Here is a 19879-nt window from a genome sequence, read left to right as displayed (position 1 = left end):
GCCGATTAAATTTGAAATCGCAATTTATTAAATTTAGCTTAAATAGCTTGGCTGTTTTTGCGGAATAGATAAGAAAGGGGTAAACCAATACAAACTATTAGAATAATTATATTGGTAATTAGGCCAGACCAAGAAAATGGAATTTGTGAAGCCTTAGATAAGGGAACAATAGCTAAATTCATAACTATCCAAACAAATATTCCATATAAAATGGCGATTAAAATTATGTTTTTCAACCAGGACCAAAGCATTTTGTAAATAACAGAGAAGAAAAGAGTAAAGATAAAAGCAATGATAAAATGTAATAATAGTCCGGTAAGTATCATTTCAATACCACCTGCCATTGCTTCTTTACCAAAAATAGCACTGGCAATATATTTTAAAACTATGGTTGGATTTTTTCCTGTTTTATAATAGAAATTTAAAAATGCAGCGATGATATCTAAAGTTCCTGCCAGTAAACCTGCTTTAATAATTAGTTTAGAGTTCATGGTTAATTCAGTTTAAAATATTGAAGATAAGTATTTTAAAAATATTTTCTATCTCTTAAATAAAACTCATTGATGAAAATCAGCACCATAAACATTGCAGCAAAAACGATGTTTAATTTTCCGAATAGCAATAAATCTGGAGCTAAAAAGAATTCTAAAACATTCATAGTGCCAATGATAAGAATTTGTAAGGTTGAACAAATTTTAGCTTTTATCTTGGTTAAAATCCAAAAGAACATTGCAACTTCTAATAAACCAATTATCATTGTTAAATTTGGTGCAACCTTATTTCCTAAAATCGTTGCTACAATTTCTTGATGCCTTGGCACGAAATTTAAAACTTTGCAAAATAAACCATTCACAAGCCATACAATGGCTATAAATAGTGTTAAGAAATATGAAATAGACTTTTTCAATTAAAGATTTACTGGTTTTCTAATGCCATAAATCATTTCATCGTAAACTGTTCCGTTTTTGTAAAAGGTTTCTTTTAATTCTGCTTCTAAAGTAAAACCTGTCTTTTCTAAAACTCTCTGCGATTTAATATTCGTGTCAAAAGTTCTGGCAAAGATTCTGGTAATGTTAAACGTTTTAAAGCCATAACTAACCATTAACTTTATGGCTTCAGGAACAATTCCATTGCCCCAATATTCTTCTTCAATCCAATAGCCCATTTCTGCATTTTTGCAGTAAAAATCCGCTTGCGGATGTACGCCAATAGAACCTACAGCTTCACCATTAACCACTATCGCAAATATTTCTTGAGGCGTAGCCGATAATGCTAAGTTGATAAAAGCAATGCCGTCATTTTGAGTATAAGGAAAGGGGAATTTATTACTTAAGTTTTTGGCAATATTATAATTATTGGCGTGTTTAACCAAACTTTGTAAGTCACTTAATTGAAAGGGGCGAAGTTTGAAGTTCATAGTTATTATATAGTTTTGTCATTCCGACTTTGGCTTGTCCCGATTTAACATCGGGGAGGAATCTAACGTGATGAATTTACCTAATAGATTCTTCGCTTCGCTCTGAATGACAAAGATTATTTCAAAGCATCCAAAACCTTAAACAATTTTTTACTAATGCCAGAGCCATTGTAATTATTAATATTGATAACTGCAATGTACTTGTTCCCCTTTACATCGGTAAAATATCCAGCATAAGCTGAAACATCATTAATGCTACCACTTTTTAATTTCATTCCGTTGTTATCTGGAAAAGAATTATAATAAGCAGCAAACCAATCTTCTTTTTGCACTTGAAATAATATAGAAGCCATTGCTAAAGTGGTAACCCTTGTTCCAGGAGAAAGCCCACTGCCATCTAAAATATTCAAAGCATTTTTGTCAATTCCCTTTGCCGACCAAAAATTAATAACCGATGATGCTCCGTTTCTTGTACTAGGTGTTTTGCCTAATTTCCAAGCGATAGTTCTTAATAATTGTTCGCCATAAAGGTTTACACTTTTTTTATTAAACCAATAAATGATTTCACTCAAAGTTGGTGAACTTACCGTTGCTATTTTTTGTGATACGTTTGGTAATGTTTTTCCTTCCAACCCTAACCTTCTAGCCGTTGTAGCTTCCTTAGAACTTGTAATATTTAACCTTAATAAGGTGTCCTGTAAACGATAAGCTGCATCAAAAGCTGGGTCTGGCATTGCCAAAGAAATTCCTGTTTTGCTAATTCCCATTCCCCAAGTGCCACGTAAATAAGCCAAATTGCCAAATGGAGGTAAATAAGCATAAGCATTATCGCCCGAGCCAGATGAACCTGTTTTTAGTTCATTAATAACTTTTAAATATGGCATTGTTGGAACAGTTTTTTGAATGCTAACATCAGCACCAATACTACCGCCTGGTTTTAAATGAATGTCAAATTGATTTTCTCTCCAAGCTAAAGCCGAACTTCCTGCTCCATAATAGTTCCCCATATCTTGCCAAATCCAACCTTCGGGCATTGTTTGGGTGCCCCATAAACTATCATCACCAATTATGGTACCTTCTATTTTTTTAATGCCAGCATTTTTAATGGCACTAACCCATTGATTTAAAACTGCATTTTCTTTGGTTTGCTCATAACGCCAAGAGCCTAAAGTTGGATCTCCAGCGCCGATGATAATTAAATCTCCTTGCAAGGTTCCATCAGGTGTAATTTTTCCACTGTAGGCTAAAGTAGTTTGATATTTAAAATCTTTACCCAAAACACTAAATGCTGTAGCCGATGTAATGGTTTTTAAAGTAGAAGCAGTCGCCAATCCGATATTTTCATTTTTAGCAAAAATCACTTTTCCGCTTTGCGCATCTAATACACAAAGAGATGTAATGGCATATTTTGCTTGTTCGTCGTTAACTAAGTTTTGGTAGGCTTGCTCTAATTTTGCAATGGGGAATTGGGCAAAAACGTTAAGTGATAACGCGATTAATAATATGGATAGTTTAATTGACTTCATTTTAAATCTTTATGGTAAAAGCTTAGTTATCTCATTAGCTAATCTAAAATTTATATATAATTTTTAGATTATAATCTCGTTTTTATATGTAATTTTTAGATTATGACAATATGTTACATAAAAAAAGTGATGCATAAATACATCACTTTTTTGATTTTTCAAATATTTATATACTGTTATACTAACTCTTTTCTTACCAAATACTCAGCAATTTGAACAGCATTTGTAGCTGCACCTTTGCGTAAGTTATCAGCAACAATCCACATGTTTAAAGTGTTTGGCATAGATTCATCTCTACGAATACGACCTACAAAAACTTCGTCTTTTTCGTGTGCATCTTTTGGCATTGGGTATTTTAAGTTTGCAATATCATCTACCACAATTATTCCAGCAGTTTGTTCTAATAATGAGGTTACTTCTGCTAAATCAAAATCGTTCTCAAACTCAATGTTTACCGATTCAGAGTGACCACCCATTACTGGAATACGAACTGTAGTGGCTGTTAAACGAATATTTTCGTCGCCCATAATTTTGCGGGTTTCGTTAATCATTTTCATTTCCTCTTTAGTGTATCCATTTTCTGTAAATACATCAATTTGTGGAATAACGTTTAAATCAATTTGATATGGATAAGCCATTTCGCCATCGTAAATGCCTTTACGCTCGTTCATCATTTGGTCAACTGCTTTTACACCTGTGCCAGTAACCGATTGATAGGTAGAAACTACTACACGTTTAATGCGATATTTATCGTGTAATGGTTTTAAAGCAACCACCATTTGTATAGTAGAGCAATTTGGGTTAGCGATAATTTTATTATCCAATGATAAAATGTGAGCATTTACCTCAGGCACAACCAAAGGGATAGCTGGGTCCATTCTCCAAGCAGAAGAATTATCAATTACAGTAGTTCCAGCTTCTTTAAATCGTGGTGCGTGTTCTAACGAAGTGCTTCCACCAGCAGAAAATAAGGCAATATCAGGGCGCATTCCAATCGCAGTATCCATGCTAACGATTGGAAACTGTTTACCCTTATACGTAATTAACTTACCAACGCTCTTTTCAGATGCAACTGGGATTAACTCAGTTAACGGGAAATTTCTTTCTTCCAATACTTTTAACATTACAGTGCCTACTAAACCTGTGGCACCTACTACTGCAACTTTCATTTTTTCTGTTTTTTTATTATATTTAGTTAATTCTTAATATCTACCAAATATGAGAAAAACTTTACTTTTTTTAATGCTTTTAAGCGTTAAACTTACATCAGCACAAGTTGTTGACGACTTTTCTGATGGGAATTTTACTTCAAATCCTGCTTGGGTTGGCAGTAATTCGTTGTTTAATGTTAACTCATCAAAGCAATTGCAAACCTCTTTAAGTTCTACTGGTCAAACAGTTAGCTTGGTTACATCAAATCTTTTAGCTTTAAATGTTAAGTGCGAATTTTTGGTGCAAATGAATTTTGACCCATCCACAAGTAACGAGGCAAAAATTTATTTAATTGCTGATAATCAGGATTTAAATGCACCTTTAAATGGATATTTTGTCCAAATAGGAGAGAGCGGAAGCACAGATAGTTATGATTTGTATAGGCAAAATGGAGCAACGGTTACTAAGATTATTGATGGTCCAGCTAAAACAAGAGTAGATGTAAATACACTTTTAGCTCGAATAAAAGTGACTAGAAATGATGTAGGAAAGTGGGAATTGTTTACCGATATAACTGGCGGAACAAACTATGCATTAGAGGGCAGCGTTACAGATTTAACATATACAAATTCAGATTGGTTTGGTGTGCGGTGCGAATATACAGCCACTCGTTCTACTGGTTTTATATTTGATGATTTTACAGTTTCAGAATTAACGCCAGATGTTACCCCTCCAACTTTGGTAAGCGCTAAAGTGCTCGACGAATTGAATGTCGAAGTAGTTTTCTCTGAACGATTGCAACCTTCATCAGCCTTGATGGCTAACAATTATGCTGTAGCTAACTTAAGTGCGCCAACAAGTGTAACGGCTACTTCCATTGCAAATGTTTACAAACTAACTTTTGCATCGGCTTTGCCATCGGGCGATTATAAGTTAACCGTTACGGGTGTAAGGGATTTAAAGGGAAACCAAATAGGAGCAAATAATACAGCAACATTCTTTTATGTGAAACCTTATACGCTTAAAAAAGGCGATGTTTTAATAAGTGAAGTTTTATCTAACCCAAGAACTGGAGGCGTAGATTTTGTAGAAATATACAACAACACCAATCAAACTTTAGATTTAAAGGAGTTGCAATTAGCTAATATTGATGCGACTGGAGTTCCAGCAAGTATCAAGAATGTAAGTAGCGCTTCAGTTTATATGCCAGCAAAAACTTATTGGGTATTAACAACAAATCCAACTGTTGTTAAGCAACATTATAATGCAAAATTCCCAAACCAATTTGTACAAATGAGCAGTTTCCCTTCCTATAATAACGATAAAGGCTCGGTAGTTTTACTTGGAACAATAGGTTTGTTAGAGCGATTCGATTACGATGAGGGTATGCACATTGCATTGTTGAAAGATGGCGATGGGGTTTCATTGGAGAGAACTTCCTTTTCAAAAGAGGCAAATGCTTTAGGAAACTTTAAATCCGCCGCAAAATCGTCTGGTTTTGCAACACCAACTTATAGAAATTCGCAAGAAGAAAATGCAGCTCTCACTAAAAATAAAATTAGTTTAGTTAGCAAAACATTTTCGCCAGATGGCGATGGATTTGAAGACTTGATGCAAATAGATTATAGTTTTGTTAATAATGGTAATTTGGCTAACGTTAATATTTACACGGATAAAGGAATATTAGTTAGAAAACTAGAGCTAAATACTACAATCGCAACTGCTGGAAGTTTTACTTGGGATGGTTTAAATGATGCTGGTCAGCAAAGTAAAATTGGTATTTATGTTATCAAGTTTGATACGTTTGCTTTAAGTGGAAAAACAGAAAGTTTTAAACAGACTTGTGTTTTAGCTGCTAAACTTTAGATTTTTTAAACAATATAAAAATTACTTTGTTGTTTTTAAAAAAAATCTTGTCTTATGAAATACGGAAAAATTATATCGAAAGTTTTAAACAGAAGAGAGAGCAACAACGGAATGGTTGCGGTTGCATTAATTGCAGGATTAGCTGCGGGAGCAGTAATTAGCATTTTATTTGCGCCAGAAAGTGGAGCTGATACTAGAAGAGCAATCGGCGATAAAGCTAAAGGTTTAGGTGAAGGCATTAAAAACTCTTATGGGTCTTTAAAAGAAAGAGTTTTTGGTGTTGATGAAGTTATAGAACCAGCTGTTGCTCCAGAGGTCCCTCACTTTGTGCATACTACGCAAAAAAGAAAAAAATCAGACATTAAGGAATTGATAAATGAATTCCATAATGGAGAACATCATAACGAACAGCCTATTTAAAAGCAATTTAAAATCCTAATTTTAAAGGATAAATTGCTGCTATGGTATTTGTATTGTCTAAAATTTTATTGTTTCTACTTAAGCCATTAGTTTGGGTTATTTTCTTATTTGTTCTCGCTATTTGCACAAAGAATTTTAAAAGACGTAAAAGACTTTTAATTACAGGTTTGGTTCTATTGGTACTTTTCTCCAACTCTTTTATTGTAGGGAAGTTTTTTAATCTGTATGAATCACCATATCCTCCAGACCAGAAAGTTGATGTTGGCATAGTTCTAGGAGGTTTCTCGAACATTAACGAAAGGAATAATAAAATCAAATTTGGCTGGGCAGGAGATAGACTTTTTCAAGCTATTTCTTTATATAAGTCTGGCGGAATTAACAAAATTTTGGTAACCAGTGGAAGCGCCAATTTAATCGATAAAACAGTTAAGGAAGGAGATTTAGTTTTTGACTACTTAAAGCAAATAGGTATTCCAGAAGCTGATATTTTGATTGAAAACCAAGGTAGAAATACAATAGAAAATGCTTCTTTGAGTTTTTTATTAATAAAAAAGATAAATACAGATGCTAAAGTTATGGTTATAACCAGTGCTTGGCACATACCAAGAGCCCGTATCGCCTTTTCGAAATACTTTAAGAAAGTAGCGTTTTATCCAACAAATTATATTGGAAAAACTAGTTATGATTTTTCTAATTATGTAATTCCCAGCGCTGAAGCCTTAAGCAACTGGGAATTACTTTTTAAAGAATGGATAGGTCTATTAGTTGATAGGTTTAGAGCTTAATTATAAAAGCTCATTATTCACATAATCAAAACTAGTTTTTATAGAACCTAATTCATTTGGTTTGTAATTAGTTTCATGCTCAACAAAATAATGTTTAACACCAGATTGTTTATTGCCTTTAAAAATACCTTTAAAATCAACAGCGCCTTGTCCAATTTCAGTATTAAATGAACTTTTGCTCTTATCCATGTCTTTAATATGCCACATGGTAAAACGACCAGAGTAAGCTTTAAATAAAGCCAATGGATCATTTCCAGATCTTACTGCCCAGTATAAATCCAATTCAAAATCAACTAATTTTTTGTCGGTTTCATTTAACATAATATGATATCCTGTCGTATCGCCTATTTTGGCAAATTCGAAATCATGGTTATGGTATGCAAGTTTTAGCCCAGAAGCTTTGCAAAGTTTACCAGCCTCATTTAATTTCTGTGCAATTTTTTTGTAGTCATCAGCTGTTTGTCTGATGTTAACACCTAACCATGGAACAGTAACATACTCACTACCTAAAATATTTGCTGCTTCTATGCATAATTTTAAACTATCGCTGGTTTTACCCGACATAAAATCATCTAAATCATAATGCCCACTTGGGGCTTTTATACCGTTATCCTTTAATAAAATACTAAACGCTTTCGCATCTAATCCCCAAAAACCACCTTTTTTAGAATATCCATAAGTTTCTACTTCTTTATAACCAATCGCAGCTACTTTAGAAATAATACCTTTTATATCGTTTTTAATAACATCTCTCAAACTATATAATTGTAATCCAATGGGATGTTTTTTTGGTAAAGTACAAGCAAAGGAAGGTGCAACTGCTATACCTGCGGCTAATAAACCGGTTTGTTTTAAAAATGTTCTTCTAGAATTCATCGTAAGGGATTAAATATTAATTATACTTCTGGTTCAGGTTTTGTTTTGTCGTTAAATAGCAATGCGAATATTAAAAATACAACAAAAGCAATGCCAGCAGGAATAATCCATACCATTTTCCAGTCTTGAGCTCCATTAACTTTGTACATTTCAGTAATTTGACCTGCTACCATAAATCCAATTAGCATTCCTATTCCATAGGTAGCTAAAGTAATTAGGCCTTGAGCTGCACTTTTAAATTTATCGCCTGCTTTTGAGTTGGTATAAATTTGACCAGAAACAAAAAAGAAATCATAACAAATTCCGTGTAGGGCTATTCCTGTAATCAGCATAAAGCTTAATTCCCCAGCATTGCCATATGCAAACAACACATAGCGAATTGCCCAAGCAAGCATACCAACTAATATCGTTTTCTTAAATCCAAACTTTTTAAAGAAGATAGGTAAAGCTAAAAGGAACAATACTTCTGAAACTTGTCCAATTGTCATTTTTCCAGTAGGATTATCCATTCCAACATTTGTAAGGAAATTATTGGCATTTTGATAGTAAAACGCCAACGGAATGCAGATTAATATTGATGAAATAAAGAAGATTAGGAAATTCTTGTCCTTCAATAGTTTTAAAGCATCCAATCCTAAAATATCAGAAATAGTAACCTTTTCGCCTTTACCCTTTGGAGGTGTTTTTGGTAACAGGAAGCTAAATAAACCAAGAACAATTGAAGCAATACTTGCCATTAAGAATGTGTTTCTTAGCAGGCCATCTTTTACACCTTCTTGAGAATCCCAATGGAAAGCGAAACTAATTAGTAATCCTGCTGCAATCCAACCTAATGTACCCCAAATTCTAATACTCGAGAACTCTTTTTCAGGATCTTTCATTTGATTAAATGATACTGAATTTACTAGCGCTAATGTTGGCATATATAAAATCATGTAACTTAAAACGTAAGGATAAAACACCGAAATATCAGCTGCATTATACATTTGATACATTAATATGGCGCCAAGAATATGTAAAACACCAAGAATTTTTTCAGCATTAAAATACCGATCTGCAATTAACCCAATAATGAATGGTGCAATGATTGCTCCCCATGATTGTGTAGAAAATACTGAGCCAGTTTCTGGACCTGAAGCGTTTAAATTTTTAGCTAAAAATGTACCTAGCGTTACGAACCATGCGCCCCAGATAAAAAATTCTAGGAACATCATGAGTGAGAGTTTAATGCGGATAGTTGAGTTCATTTTATATTTGGTTTTAAAGCCCCACCTAAATCCTCCCCAGAAGGGAGGACTTTAAGGCTTGTGGTTTATTTGAGTTTGTAGAAAATAGGTAAGGTTGAGCGTTCCACCCTAAACCTTTCTACTATCTACCTTTATTATAGTTCTTTAATGCTAATATTTTTGTACCAAACTTCATCGCCGTGATCTTGCAAAGCTATTTTGCCAGTTTTGTATGTGCCAAAACCTTCCCAGGTTTTAAATTTGCTACCAGCAATTAAAGCTTTCCAATTGTCATCCCACATCGTAGTTTCTACAATCGTAACTCCATTTAATTTGAAGGTTAATTTTCCATTGTCAGATAAAATCTCGGCTTTATTCCATTGTCCAACAGGTTTAACTGGCTCAGATGTACTTTTTAATATGTCGTACAAGTCACCAGCTCTGTGCTTAATGATTTTTCCATCCTTATGGCCATCATTGTCGATTACTTGCATCTCTGGTCCGGTAAGGTAAGTTTGGCCATATTTTTTATCCTCATGAACATAAAAAATAACACCACTATTTGCTCCTGGGGCAACTTTCCAGTCATATTTTAAATGGTAGTTTGAATATTCTTTATCAGTCACTAAATCGCCACCACCAGCTGCACCTTTTTTAGCAGGGTTCATATGTAATGCACCATCAGCTACTTCCCAAGCTGATCCAACACCAGTTTTATTATAACTATGCCAACCTGTTGTGGTTTTTCCGTCAAATAATTTTACAAATCCCTTCTTTTTCGTTTGGGCAGTAGAGCTACAGCCCATTGCAACTATTGCTATTACTGCAAATATGTATTGTTTCATGTTCTCTTTTAAATTTAATATTATGATCCTAAGGTCCAACCTTTACGGTACTCTCTTTTTACAAATTGGTTTACATCTTCAAAGTTGGTTACCTTCATTTGGTCGTTATCCCAAAGTAATTTAGAATATCTTCCAGGATAAGTGATTTTTCCGTTAGCGTCTTTACGTTGAATATCAGCTCCACGGATAGCCAAGTTAGCCATTAGTAAACACTCTGTTAGTGGGCCAGCAATTTCAAAAGGAGAACTTAACTCTTTTTTGCCAGGGCCAGCAATACAAGCCTCTACCCATTGTGCGTAATGTCCATTTGCTTCATCCTTAACACGAGCAAATTTCTCTTTTACCTTTATTTCTGCAGTTTTAGAAGTTGGCAATAAACGAGGGTTTAGTCCATAAGTACCAGCCATCATTTTGCCTTTTGTACCAATAAACAAAGTAGCATTACCACCATCTCCAAATGTTTCATTTGCCCCCAATTCTTCTGGTCTTGCTGGCTGCACACCACCATCCATCCAATGTACGGTTACATCGCCTTTTGTTTTTGCAGTTTTAGGGAATTTTAAAGTTACGTGGCTAGAAGGAGGGCAACTGTCTGGGAAATAACCTCGTTTAAATTCATCGACATAAACAGAGCCAACACTTGCTTGTACTTCGGTTGCATATTTTAAGCCCAATACGCTAAATGGCGCTTCTAACAAGTGGCAACCCATATCTCCAAGTGCGCCTGTTCCGTAATCCCACCACCCACGCCAGTTAAATGGAACTAATTTGTCTACAAATTCTTTGTAAGGAGCAGTTCCTAACCATAAATCCCAATCTAATTCCTTTGGAATGTCTGCTTTATTTGCCGACCATGGAATACCTTGTGGCCAAACTGGTCTATCGGTAAACGCATAAACGGTATGCACATCACCAATTAAACCTGCGTCATACCACTCTTTCATCTGGCGAGGGCCATTGTTAGATGCACCTTGATTTCCCATTTGGGTAACTACATTATATTTTTTGGCTGCTGCGGTTAATGCTCTTGCTTCGAAAATATCATGTGCTAAAGGCTTTTGAACATATACATGCTTGCCTAATTGCATGGCGGCCATGGCTTGTACAGCGTGGTTATGGTCTGGTGTTGAAACAGAAACAGCATCAAAATTTTTGCTTTCCTTTTCATACATTTCCCGCCAATCTTTATAAAATTTAGCTTTTGGGAAAGCTTTTACACTATCCGCTGCTCTACGCGTATCTACATCACAAAGAAATCCAATGTCTGCTTTGCCACTTTTATCAAACATGGCAACATCGCTTTTACCTTTACCGCCAACACCAACACTTGCAATAATCAATCTATCGCTTGGAGCTACGAATCCTGTTCCACCTAAAACATGGCGTGGTACAATCATAAATCCAGCTGATGCAACTGCAGTCGTTTTAATAAAATTACGTCTACTTTTACTCGCTTCCGTTTCTTTTTTTACATTATCCATTTGGTTAGATTTTAGGGTTGAATGTTATTTTTTTAGTGAAAGAATATATTTAACCATCGTTTTTGCTTCGTCTTCAGTTATTTTTGTATGAGGTGTCATTGGTACTGCTCCCCAAACACCTTTTCCGCCTTTTATGATCTTGCTTGCTAAAAGTGCAATATTTTCATCATTAGATGGGTACTTTGCAGCAATCTCTTGGTAAGCTGGACCAATCAATTTATTTTCTTTGTGGTGACAACCAACGCAGTCTGATTTTACGATTAATAATTCCCCTGGTTCCATAGCCGTTGAAGACGATGAAGCCGCAGGTGGTGGAGTACTTGCTGAACTTGAATCTGAAGAATCTGAAGAACCTCCACAGGCAGCTAAAAATAAAGTAAGTCCGCTTAAAAATAAAAGTGTTTTTTTCATTTGTTTGTGTGTATTATATGCCTAAAATAGTTTTGTTAAAATTTGAATCCCCTCCAGCTGATGCAAAATCATCAAATGCTTTTGTAGTTACAGGGATAATGTGATTTTTAATAAATTCGGCACCTTCTCTTGCGCCAGTTTCAGAATCTTTTATACAACATTCCCATTCCATTACAGCCCAACCTTTATAATCGTACTGCGTTAGTTTACTAAAAATGCGTTTAAAATCTACTTGTCCATCTCCAGGCGAACGGTATCTACCAGCACGGTTTGCCCAGCTTTGGTAACCGCCGAAAGTCCCTTGTTTTCCTGTCGGATTAAATTCTGCATCCTTAACATGGAAAGCTTTAATACGCTCATGATAAAAATCGATGTATTGAATATAATCTAATTGTTGTAACACAAAGTGAGATGGGTCATAAAGCAAACAAGCTCTTGGGTGATGATTTACCTTTTCTAAAAACATTTCGTAAGTTTCTCCATCAAATAAATCTTCTCCTGGATGAATCTCATAACAAACATCAACACCGCAGTTATCAAATTCATCTAAAATGGGAGTCCAACGTTTTGCTAATTCTGTAAATCCCTCATCAACCAATCCATCTGGTCTTTGCGGCCAAGGATGAAAAGTATGCCATAATAAAGAGCCACTAAAAGTAGCATGGGCTTTTAATCCTAAATTTTGAGAAGCTTTAGCCGCATATTTCATCTGTTGCACAGCCCATTCTGTTCTAGCTTTTGGATTGTTTTTTACCTCGTCAGCTGCAAAAGCATCAAATAAAGAATCATAAGCAGGATTTACCGCAACTAGTTGACCCTGCAAATGCGTAGAAAGTTCGGTAATTACCAAGCCATAAGATGCTACTTTTGCAGTTAATTCATCAGCATAAGTTTTACTTTCTGCTGCTAATTTTAGGTCTATAAATCTTTTATCTAAAGTTGGCATTTGTATGCCCTTAAAGCCTAAGCCTGCTGCCCATTTACAAATTCCATCTAATGAATTAAATGGGGCTTCATCTCCAATAAACTGGGCTAAAAATACTGCTGGTCCTTGTATTGTTGTCATTTGTTAAATTTTAAAATCGAACCATTTTTGATCTGACTTACTTGAAGCAACTACGTTTTCTATAAATGCCATTCCTCTTACACCATCATCAGCACCAGGAAAATCTAACATTTCTGGGCTTGGCTTTTCTCCACTTTGTAAGGCAGATATAGTTTGTGCGAAGTTTTTATAAATATTAGCGAAAGCTTCTAAATATCCCTCTGGGTGACCAGAAGGCGTTCTTGTATTATATTTAGCAATATCAGAATTGTAGCCATTGCCAGTTCTATAAACTTGCATAGGCTGGTCTAACCATTTTACGGTTAATGTATTCGGCTCCATTTGATGCCATTCTAAGCCACCCTTTTCCCCATAAACATAAATCTTAATTGCATTTTCCTCACCAGCTGCTATTTGCGATGCAAATAAAACGCCATTGGCTCCATTATTAAATCTCAATAGCACGTTACCATCATCATCTAATAATCTACCTTCAACTAGAATATTTAAATCCGCACAAATTTTAGTGATTTGCAAACCAGAAATATATTCAGCTAAATGAGCAGCGTGAGTGCCAACATCTGCCATGCAACCACTAATCCCACTTTTTGCTGGATCTGCTCGCCAAGCAGCTTGCTTATTATCACTTGGTGCAGGATTGCTTAACCAACCTTGAGGATATTCTACAACTACTTTTCTTATTTTTCCTAAATCGCCATTGGCAACCATTTGTTTAGCCTGTTTTACCATCGGGTAACCCGAATAAGTGTGCGTTAAACAAATCATTAATCCGGTTTCTTCTGCTTTTTGTTTTAGAGCTTTAGCTTCTGCTAAACTAAAAGTGATTGGCTTATCTATTAATACGTGGAAACCATTTTCTAAAGCCAACATTGCAGGTTCAAAGTGCAAATGATTTGGTGTTACAATGCTTACAAAATGCATTCTTTCAGAAGCTGGAAGTTTGCTTTCTGTTAAAATCATCTCAGTAAAACTGGTATAAACTCTATCCTCAGGAAGGAATAAATCTTTACCAGATGCGATTGAATTTTCAGCATTTGAACTAAATGCTCCACAGCAAAGTTCTATTAAACCATCTAGGTTAGCAGCCATGCGATGAACAGCGCCAATAAAAGCCTGCTTACCACCGCCAACCATACCCATTCTTATTTTTTCTTTCATAGTTTTTTGAGCTAAAAGAGTAAAGACCAAAGACTAAAGCTATTTAGTTTGCTTTAGTCTTTAAGCTTTTGCCTTTATGCCTTTCTATAAGTTTCCTTTTTTTAATTCGCTAACTGCAAAATCTGCTGCTCTAGCAGTTAATGCCATATAAGTTAATGATGGATTTTGACAAGCTGCAGAAGGCATGCATGAACCATCAGTTACAAATACATTTTTAACCTCATGCATTTGGTTCCATTTGTTTAACACTGATGTTTTAGGATCAAGTCCCATTCTAGCTGTTCCCATTTCGTGAATAGCCATGCCTGGTTCAGAACCGTTATCAAATGTTTTAACATCTTTTAAACCAGCAGCTTCTAACATTTCAGCAGCATCGTTCATCATGTCAACTCGCATTTTTGCTTCGTTTTCTCCAAATTCACAATCAATTGCCAATACTGGTTGACCCCACTTATCTTTTTTAGATTTATCGATATAAACGTGGTTTTTATGAAATGGTAAAGTTTCGCCGAACCCACCTAAACCCATTGTCCAGTTGCCAGGGGTACTCATTAGATCTTTGAAGTCGCCACCAAAAGCTAATTCAGCAATCTCATCGTGCCAATTGCCTCTGCTTGCCGAACCTTGGAAACCAAAACCACGTACATAATCCCTTTTATCATTACCAATATTTCTGTAACGAGGAATATAAATCCCGTTAGCTCTTTTACCGTAAGTATATTTATCTTCAAAACCTTCAGCTTTTCCATTTGCACCACAACGGAAATGATGATCCATCAAGTTATGACCAAGCTCGCCACTTCCATTTCCTAATCCATTTGGATGTTCTGCGGAAGTTGAGTTTAATAATAAGAAAGTTGAACCCAATGTTGAACCGTTTACGAATACAATTTTCGCGAAATATTCATGATGTTCCATTGTTTCAGAATCGATAATTCTTACTCCTTTTGCCTTTTGAGTTTCTTTGTCGTAGATAATTTCATTAACCAAAGAATATGGTCTTAAAGTTAAATTACCTGTTGCCACCGCGGCTGGCATTGTAGAAGATTGTGTGCTAAAATAAGCGCCAAAAGGACAACCTCTACTACATAAATTTCTATATTGGCAACTTCCTCTTCCGCCGTGTTCTACGGTTAAGTTAGCTACGCGACCCATCGTTATAATTCGAGACCTATTGTAATGCTCTTCAACACGTTTTTTAACAGTTTTTTCTACAATGTTCATTTGCATTGGTGGCAAATATTGGCCATCCATAAAATGAGGGAAGTTCTCTGCTGCGCCACTAATTCCTGCAAATTTCTCTACATAATCATACCAAGGGGAGATGTCCTTATATCGAATTGGCCAATCAGCACCATGTCCATCCTTTGCGTTTTCTTCAAAGTTCAAATCGCCTAAACGATAACTCTGACGACCCCACATTAACGATTTTCCACCAACGTGAAAACCGCGATACCAATCGAATCTTTTGATTTCAGTATAAGGACATTCTTCATCGTTAACCCAAAAACTTTCGTTAAATTCTGTATATGGGTAATCTCTTTTTTGTACAGGATGAGTTTTTTTCTGCTCTTCGGTTAATTTACCACGATGTTTAAATTCCCATGGTTTCATCATGGCTGTGGTATAATCCTTAATATGTTCAATATTTCTACCGCGTTCAAGCAGTAGAACTTTTAATCCTTTTTCAGTTAATTCTTTTGCTGCCCATCCACCACTAATTCCAGACCCTACAACAATAGCATCATAGGTGTTTTGTGCAGTTGCTTTTATATTTAAATTCATTATAAAATGAGATAAGATTTATGAGTAAACTTTTTGACCAGGTTTCATTTTAACGTCTCCATCATACCTGCCAGGAATAGCTATGTATTCGTAGGCTTGTGTAGCGCCAATTTCTGAGGTAAAGAAACCTAGCATTGTTAAATCTCTAGCTATCGCGAAAAATTGAGGAGCTGTTTTTGGTTTTTCTTTTACAGCCATTGGATTACCTGGTTTTTCTATTTCAGGTTTGATTTCTTTATTTTCATCTTTTACTGTTTTTTCACCAGCCTTATTTTCATCACTTTTATCTTTTTCGGCTTTCTGAGCAGCAATAGTTTCATCACGAACTTTCGTAATTAATTCTTGGCGCTCTTTAACTGAAATTTCTAAGAATGATTTGCCAAAGTCTTTGTTAGACCTTTCTTCAATGTCTTCAAGACCTTTTACAAATGCTTTTTGAGCATCTTCAGGATAACATTCTTTTACCATCATGGTAATAAAAGGGCCTACATTTGCAGCTTTAGCACCTGGAGATTTCGCTGTGGTAGGGATAATGATGTCGGCAATTTCTGTAACTAATTTCTCTTGGTCTGCAGTAAATAAATTATCACTGTTTTTACCTGGAGTATTACAGCTATCGAATAAAGTGGCAATTGTAGTGGCCGATAATGCTCCGCCAATCAAAAAAGCAACACTTTTTACGGCTTCTCTTCTGTCCATAAGATTTGGTTATGTTTTGGTAATCCAAAGGAACTCCTTTGGAGCAATTAAATTAGGTAAAATATCCTAACATAACGAAACTAAAAAAGTAATTTATACAAACCTTATTCAATTGAGTGTACAAATTACACTTTCTAGCCATTTTAAAGCTAAATAAAGCCTTTTGTAAAAATTAGTTTACATTAATAAAACGTTTTACCTATAAGCAGATTTATAGATTTTTTTACCTTTGCTGCTTACCCATATTGTATGAACGAAAAAATATTAGTTTTAGGTTCCAACGGACAAATTGGAACTGAGTTAGTAACCGCTTTGCGAAAAGCTTATGGTAATGATAACGTTGTAGCTTGTGATATCCGCAGACCTGATTACGAAACTAAAAATGCTGGTCCGTTTGAATTTGTTAATGTTCTTGATAAAGAAATTTTAAAAGACATTTTTCAAAAGTATAAACCCTCTCAAGTTTATTTATTGGCTGCTTTGTTATCTGCCACTGGTGAGCAAAACCCTAAATTGGCTTGGGATTTAAATATGAATGGTTTATTGAACGTTTTAGACTTAGCTTTGATTTATAAAACGGCTAAAGTCTATTGGCCAAGTTCAATAGCAGTTTTTGGCCCAAATTCTCCAAAAGACCATACACCACAATATTGTACAATGGATCCTAATACAGTTTATGGGATCAGTAAACTAGCAGGGGAACGCTGGTGTGAGTATTATCATCAGAAATACAATTTAGATGTAAGAAGTATCAGGTATCCTGGATTAATTAGTTGGAAGGCTGCCCCAGGGGGAGGAACAACAGATTATGCAATTCATATTTTCCATGAAGCATTAAAAAAGGGGAGCTACGCTTCGTTTTTATCGGCAACAACAGAGCTACCAATGATGTATATGGATGATGCCATTCGTGGTACAATAGAACTAATGGACGCTCCTGCAGCAAACATCAGTATTAGATCAAGCTATAATTTTGGAGGAGTTCATTTTACGCCAGAAGTTTTAGCAGCAGAAATTAGAAAACATATTCCTGAATTTAAATTAACTTACGCTGCAAATGATCCTCGTCAGGAGATCGCCGATAGCTGGCCAAGATCAATAGATGATAGTCAGGCACAAAAAGATTGGTTGTGGAAACCAGAATTTAACTTGTCTAAAATGACAGAAGACATGTTAAAGAACTTAAAAAAATAATAACGTAGAGGGCTTGAAGATAGAAAGACATAAAGTCTCATATCTCACATCTCAATACTCAATACTACAAAAAAATGGGAAGAGCATTCGAATTTAGAAAAGAAAGAAAGTTTAAACGTTGGGCTAAAATGGCCGTACAGTTTACGCGTATTGGAAAAGATATTGTAATGGCGGTAAAAGAGGCTGGTCCACATCCAGAAACTAACTCTCGTTTACGCAGTGCGATGCAAAATGCCAAAGCTGTAAATATGCCAAAAGATAGGGTAGAAGCTGCAATTAAGCGTGCATCTGATAAATCTATGGCAAACTACGAAGAGATAGTTTATGAAGGTTACGCTGCTCATGGTGTTGCTGTTTTAATTGAAACCGCTACTGATAATACAAATAGAACAGTTGCTAACGTGCGTAGTTATTTTAATAAAACTAATGGTACGTTAGGTAAAACAGGTTCGCTAGATTTTATATTTTCTCGTAAATCTATTTTTAGGTTCGCACCTGCGGAAAATTTGGATTTAGAAGAATTGGAATTTGAATTAATTGATGCTGGCTTAGAAGAATTATACGTTGAGGCTGATGAAGATGGAAACGATATAGCAGTAGCACAAGGCGCTTTTGAAGATTTTGGTCGTTTGCAAAAAGCATTAGAAGAAAAAGGAATTGAACTGAAAAGCTCAAAACTAGAGCGTATTGCACTTTCTCACCATCCTATAACAGAAGAACAAGCTGTTGATGTTTTAAAATTGATTGATAAGTTAGAGGAAGACGATGATGTACAGGCCGTATATCATAATATGGCTGAATAAATACTATATAATAATTATAAAGGCTTGGAGATTGTTTCTTCAAGCCTTTTTTGTTTCTATGTTTTGAAGAGCAATGGCAGCGAGTATCGGTTACATCAGTCCCGCCATCACTTCAAGTCCTCGGTCTTGTTCCTCAACCTTGCGGGCTTTACGTTTTGTCGGGTCTAGTTTACTTAGGTTAGCTTAAGTAAATTAAACCTGACAGGAACGAACACGAAGACGCTTCTTCAGCGGCAAGTAAAGTGAATGGCAGGACTTTCGGCTCCGATAGAAATAAGAACCTTGCTTTTCAAATTCTCATTGGTGATAAAGATTGTTTAATGATTTCTTCTCACAAAGACAGTAAGTGAAGGAGATGTGATAAACTATTTCTTATTACGAAATAACCAAGGCAATAATTCTGGTTCGGCAAAAGCACTATCCCAACTATTATGGTTTGCTTTTGGGTATATAGTGTATTTAGGCTCGTTACCCAATTTTCTTAATTCTCTATAAACGCTGTAAGAAAGCTGTGGATTAACAACATCATCTAATCCGCCATGGAAAATCCATAATGGAACATTTTGGTACTTTTTTACATTCGCAATATTATCTCCACCACAGATAGCAAAAGCCGCAGCAAAAGTTTTTGGTTTACGCCTCAAAATCTCAAAGGTTCCCATTCCGCCCATAGATAAGCCACCCACATAAATTCTGCTTTTATCTGCATAAGTTTGACTAAGTATTTGATCTGTTAACTTTAATAAAAGCCCCATAGATTTTGTGGGTTCACCATCTTTTTGAAAAGTGAAAAACCGTTTAGTATTAATTGTTTCTATCTCTACATTAGCCCAATAACTTTCTTCTGCACATTGCGGAAAGATAATAATTGAAGGAAAATTCTTTCTGAAATCATCAGATAAGAACATTTTAGAGCCGTGAGTTAATTGTTTTTCATTGTCATTCCCGCTTTCACCACGGCCATGCAAAAAGAACAATACAGGATAGTTCTTATTCGCATCAAAGTTTTCAGGATAAAGAATACGATACTTTAAGGTATCAGATTCTTGAATGAAATTCTCTTTCTTAAATTTTGATAAATCTTGAGCAAATGCCGAAGAAATTATCAAACAAAGAGTAAGAATTAGGGATGTTCTTTTCATTTTTTTAATGTTTTAGATTTAAGACGA

The 19879-nt window shown here is 35.3% G+C and carries 20 protein-coding genes; 5 read left to right on the top strand and 15 right to left on the bottom strand.

Annotated elements, in window-relative coordinates; genetic code table 11:
• Positions 1–38 precede the first annotated feature (38 nt).
• From R2Q59_RS10825 to R2Q59_RS10805, 5 genes are all read right to left on the bottom strand, one after another.
• Positions 39–491, bottom strand: a complete 453-nt coding sequence (locus tag R2Q59_RS10825) for a hypothetical protein (RefSeq protein WP_316785515.1) — start codon at positions 489–491, stop codon at positions 39–41.
• Positions 492–526: 35 nt separating this feature from the next.
• Positions 527–907 carry a DoxX-like family protein gene (locus R2Q59_RS10820; RefSeq protein WP_316768780.1) on the bottom strand — a complete coding sequence of 127 codons (381 nt, stop codon included), beginning with the start codon at positions 905–907 and terminating at the stop codon, positions 527–529.
• Complete coding sequence (locus tag R2Q59_RS10815; RefSeq protein ID WP_316785514.1) at positions 908–1417, bottom strand: GNAT family protein; 510 nt, start codon at positions 1415–1417, stop codon at positions 908–910. It lies immediately after the preceding gene.
• A 116-nt stretch (positions 1418–1533) separates the two neighbouring features.
• Entirely contained in the window at positions 1534–2943 is a 1410-nt protein-coding gene (dacB, locus tag R2Q59_RS10810) for a D-alanyl-D-alanine carboxypeptidase/D-alanyl-D-alanine-endopeptidase (protein ID WP_316785513.1), read from the bottom strand.
• A gap of 176 nt (positions 2944–3119) precedes the next feature.
• On the bottom strand, positions 3120–4112 hold the full coding sequence (locus R2Q59_RS10805; protein WP_316785512.1) for an aspartate-semialdehyde dehydrogenase: 993 nt from the start codon (positions 4110–4112) through the stop codon (positions 3120–3122).
• Between the two features lie 49 nt (positions 4113–4161).
• On the opposite strand from R2Q59_RS10805, the gene R2Q59_RS10800 reads away from it, so the two are divergent.
• From R2Q59_RS10800 to R2Q59_RS10790, 3 genes are read left to right on the top strand one after another with little or no spacing between them, the layout of a single operon-like run.
• Positions 4162–5961: a lamin tail domain-containing protein gene (locus tag R2Q59_RS10800; protein ID WP_316785511.1), complete on the top strand. Its 1800-nt coding sequence runs from the start codon at positions 4162–4164 to the stop codon at positions 5959–5961.
• Positions 5962–6015: 54 nt separating this feature from the next.
• Complete coding sequence (locus R2Q59_RS10795) at positions 6016–6381, top strand: YtxH domain-containing protein (RefSeq protein ID WP_316785510.1); 366 nt, start codon at positions 6016–6018, stop codon at positions 6379–6381.
• A 41-nt stretch (positions 6382–6422) separates the two neighbouring features.
• A complete protein-coding gene (locus R2Q59_RS10790) occupies positions 6423–7166 on the top strand; it encodes a YdcF family protein (RefSeq protein ID WP_316768769.1) in 744 nt (247 codons plus the stop codon).
• Here the strand turns inward: R2Q59_RS10790 and R2Q59_RS10785 are convergent, their stop codons facing one another.
• The 9 genes from R2Q59_RS10785 to R2Q59_RS10745 all read right to left on the bottom strand — a co-directional run bounded on the left by R2Q59_RS10785 (position 7167) and on the right by R2Q59_RS10745 (position 16713).
• Positions 7167–8042 (bottom strand): TIM barrel protein, encoded by an 876-nt coding sequence (locus R2Q59_RS10785; protein ID WP_316785509.1) that lies wholly within the window; start codon positions 8040–8042, stop codon positions 7167–7169.
• 20 nt (positions 8043–8062) lie between these two features.
• Positions 8063–9289: a nucleoside permease gene (locus R2Q59_RS10780; RefSeq protein ID WP_316785508.1), complete on the bottom strand. Its 1227-nt coding sequence runs from the start codon at positions 9287–9289 to the stop codon at positions 8063–8065.
• Between the two features lie 134 nt (positions 9290–9423).
• Entirely contained in the window at positions 9424–10113 is a 690-nt protein-coding gene (locus tag R2Q59_RS10775; RefSeq protein WP_316785507.1) for a DUF1080 domain-containing protein, read from the bottom strand.
• 20 nt (positions 10114–10133) lie between these two features.
• Positions 10134–11594, bottom strand: coding sequence for a Gfo/Idh/MocA family oxidoreductase (locus R2Q59_RS10770; protein ID WP_316768763.1), 1461 nt, complete (start codon positions 11592–11594; stop codon positions 10134–10136).
• 24 nt (positions 11595–11618) lie between these two features.
• A complete protein-coding gene (locus tag R2Q59_RS10765) occupies positions 11619–12005 on the bottom strand; it encodes a c-type cytochrome (protein WP_316785506.1) in 387 nt (128 codons plus the stop codon).
• Between the two features lie 13 nt (positions 12006–12018).
• Positions 12019–13071 (bottom strand): sugar phosphate isomerase/epimerase, encoded by a 1053-nt coding sequence (locus tag R2Q59_RS10760; RefSeq protein ID WP_316768761.1) that lies wholly within the window; start codon positions 13069–13071, stop codon positions 12019–12021.
• Between the two features lie 3 nt (positions 13072–13074).
• Entirely contained in the window at positions 13075–14229 is a 1155-nt protein-coding gene (locus tag R2Q59_RS10755; RefSeq protein ID WP_316785505.1) for a Gfo/Idh/MocA family oxidoreductase, read from the bottom strand.
• Between the two features lie 84 nt (positions 14230–14313).
• Positions 14314–16014, bottom strand: a complete 1701-nt coding sequence (locus tag R2Q59_RS10750; RefSeq protein WP_316768755.1) for a GMC family oxidoreductase — start codon at positions 16012–16014, stop codon at positions 14314–14316.
• Between the two features lie 18 nt (positions 16015–16032).
• Positions 16033–16713: a gluconate 2-dehydrogenase subunit 3 family protein gene (locus R2Q59_RS10745; protein WP_316768752.1), complete on the bottom strand. Its 681-nt coding sequence runs from the start codon at positions 16711–16713 to the stop codon at positions 16033–16035.
• A 249-nt stretch (positions 16714–16962) separates the two neighbouring features.
• Here R2Q59_RS10745 and R2Q59_RS10740 point away from each other — a divergent pair, with 249 nt between their 5' ends.
• Both R2Q59_RS10740 and R2Q59_RS10735 read left to right on the top strand, forming a co-directional pair.
• Positions 16963–17907, top strand: coding sequence for an NAD-dependent epimerase/dehydratase family protein (locus R2Q59_RS10740; protein ID WP_316768750.1), 945 nt, complete (start codon positions 16963–16965; stop codon positions 17905–17907).
• 74 nt (positions 17908–17981) lie between these two features.
• The gene (locus R2Q59_RS10735; protein WP_316768747.1) at positions 17982–18710 is read left to right on the top strand and encodes a YebC/PmpR family DNA-binding transcriptional regulator; all 729 of its coding nucleotides are present in this window, start codon (positions 17982–17984) and stop codon (positions 18708–18710) included.
• A gap of 365 nt (positions 18711–19075) precedes the next feature.
• Here R2Q59_RS10735 and R2Q59_RS10730 read toward each other — a convergent pair whose 3' ends face one another.
• Positions 19076–19852: a prolyl oligopeptidase family serine peptidase gene (locus R2Q59_RS10730; RefSeq protein ID WP_316785504.1), complete on the bottom strand. Its 777-nt coding sequence runs from the start codon at positions 19850–19852 to the stop codon at positions 19076–19078.
• Between the last annotated feature and the right edge of the window lie 27 nt (positions 19853–19879).

It is taken from the genome of Pedobacter frigiditerrae (assembly GCF_032678705.1).
GTDB lineage: Bacteria > Bacteroidota > Bacteroidia > Sphingobacteriales > Sphingobacteriaceae > Pedobacter > Pedobacter frigiditerrae_A.
This window is presented reverse-complemented; position numbering and strand designations above follow the sequence as displayed.

Excerpts from the sequence above, each read along its gene's own strand:
- R2Q59_RS10825 (WP_316785515.1), bottom strand. The coding sequence starts at position 491 with ATGAACTCTAAACTAATTATTAAAGCAGGTTTACTGGCAGGAACTTTA.
- R2Q59_RS10815 (WP_316785514.1), bottom strand. The coding sequence starts at position 1,417 with ATGAACTTCAAACTTCGCCCCTTTCAATTAAGTGACTTACAAAGTTTG.
- dacB (WP_316785513.1), bottom strand. The coding sequence starts at position 2,943 with ATGAAGTCAATTAAACTATCCATATTATTAATCGCGTTATCACTTAAC.
- R2Q59_RS10805 (WP_316785512.1), bottom strand. The coding sequence starts at position 4,112 with ATGAAAGTTGCAGTAGTAGGTGCCACAGGTTTAGTAGGCACTGTAATG.
- R2Q59_RS10800 (WP_316785511.1), top strand. The coding sequence starts at position 4,162 with ATGAGAAAAACTTTACTTTTTTTAATGCTTTTAAGCGTTAAACTTACA.
- R2Q59_RS10795 (WP_316785510.1), top strand. The coding sequence starts at position 6,016 with ATGAAATACGGAAAAATTATATCGAAAGTTTTAAACAGAAGAGAGAGC.
- R2Q59_RS10790 (WP_316768769.1), top strand. The coding sequence starts at position 6,423 with ATGGTATTTGTATTGTCTAAAATTTTATTGTTTCTACTTAAGCCATTA.
- R2Q59_RS10785 (WP_316785509.1), bottom strand. The coding sequence starts at position 8,042 with ATGAATTCTAGAAGAACATTTTTAAAACAAACCGGTTTATTAGCCGCA.
- R2Q59_RS10780 (WP_316785508.1), bottom strand. The coding sequence starts at position 9,289 with ATGAACTCAACTATCCGCATTAAACTCTCACTCATGATGTTCCTAGAA.
- R2Q59_RS10775 (WP_316785507.1), bottom strand. The coding sequence starts at position 10,113 with ATGAAACAATACATATTTGCAGTAATAGCAATAGTTGCAATGGGCTGT.
- R2Q59_RS10770 (WP_316768763.1), bottom strand. The coding sequence starts at position 11,594 with ATGGATAATGTAAAAAAAGAAACGGAAGCGAGTAAAAGTAGACGTAAT.
- R2Q59_RS10765 (WP_316785506.1), bottom strand. The coding sequence starts at position 12,005 with ATGAAAAAAACACTTTTATTTTTAAGCGGACTTACTTTATTTTTAGCT.
- R2Q59_RS10760 (WP_316768761.1), bottom strand. The coding sequence starts at position 13,071 with ATGACAACAATACAAGGACCAGCAGTATTTTTAGCCCAGTTTATTGGA.
- R2Q59_RS10755 (WP_316785505.1), bottom strand. The coding sequence starts at position 14,229 with ATGAAAGAAAAAATAAGAATGGGTATGGTTGGCGGTGGTAAGCAGGCT.
- R2Q59_RS10750 (WP_316768755.1), bottom strand. The coding sequence starts at position 16,014 with ATGAATTTAAATATAAAAGCAACTGCACAAAACACCTATGATGCTATT.
- R2Q59_RS10745 (WP_316768752.1), bottom strand. The coding sequence starts at position 16,713 with ATGGACAGAAGAGAAGCCGTAAAAAGTGTTGCTTTTTTGATTGGCGGA.
- R2Q59_RS10740 (WP_316768750.1), top strand. The coding sequence starts at position 16,963 with ATGAACGAAAAAATATTAGTTTTAGGTTCCAACGGACAAATTGGAACT.
- R2Q59_RS10735 (WP_316768747.1), top strand. The coding sequence starts at position 17,982 with ATGGGAAGAGCATTCGAATTTAGAAAAGAAAGAAAGTTTAAACGTTGG.
- R2Q59_RS10730 (WP_316785504.1), bottom strand. The coding sequence starts at position 19,852 with ATGAAAAGAACATCCCTAATTCTTACTCTTTGTTTGATAATTTCTTCG.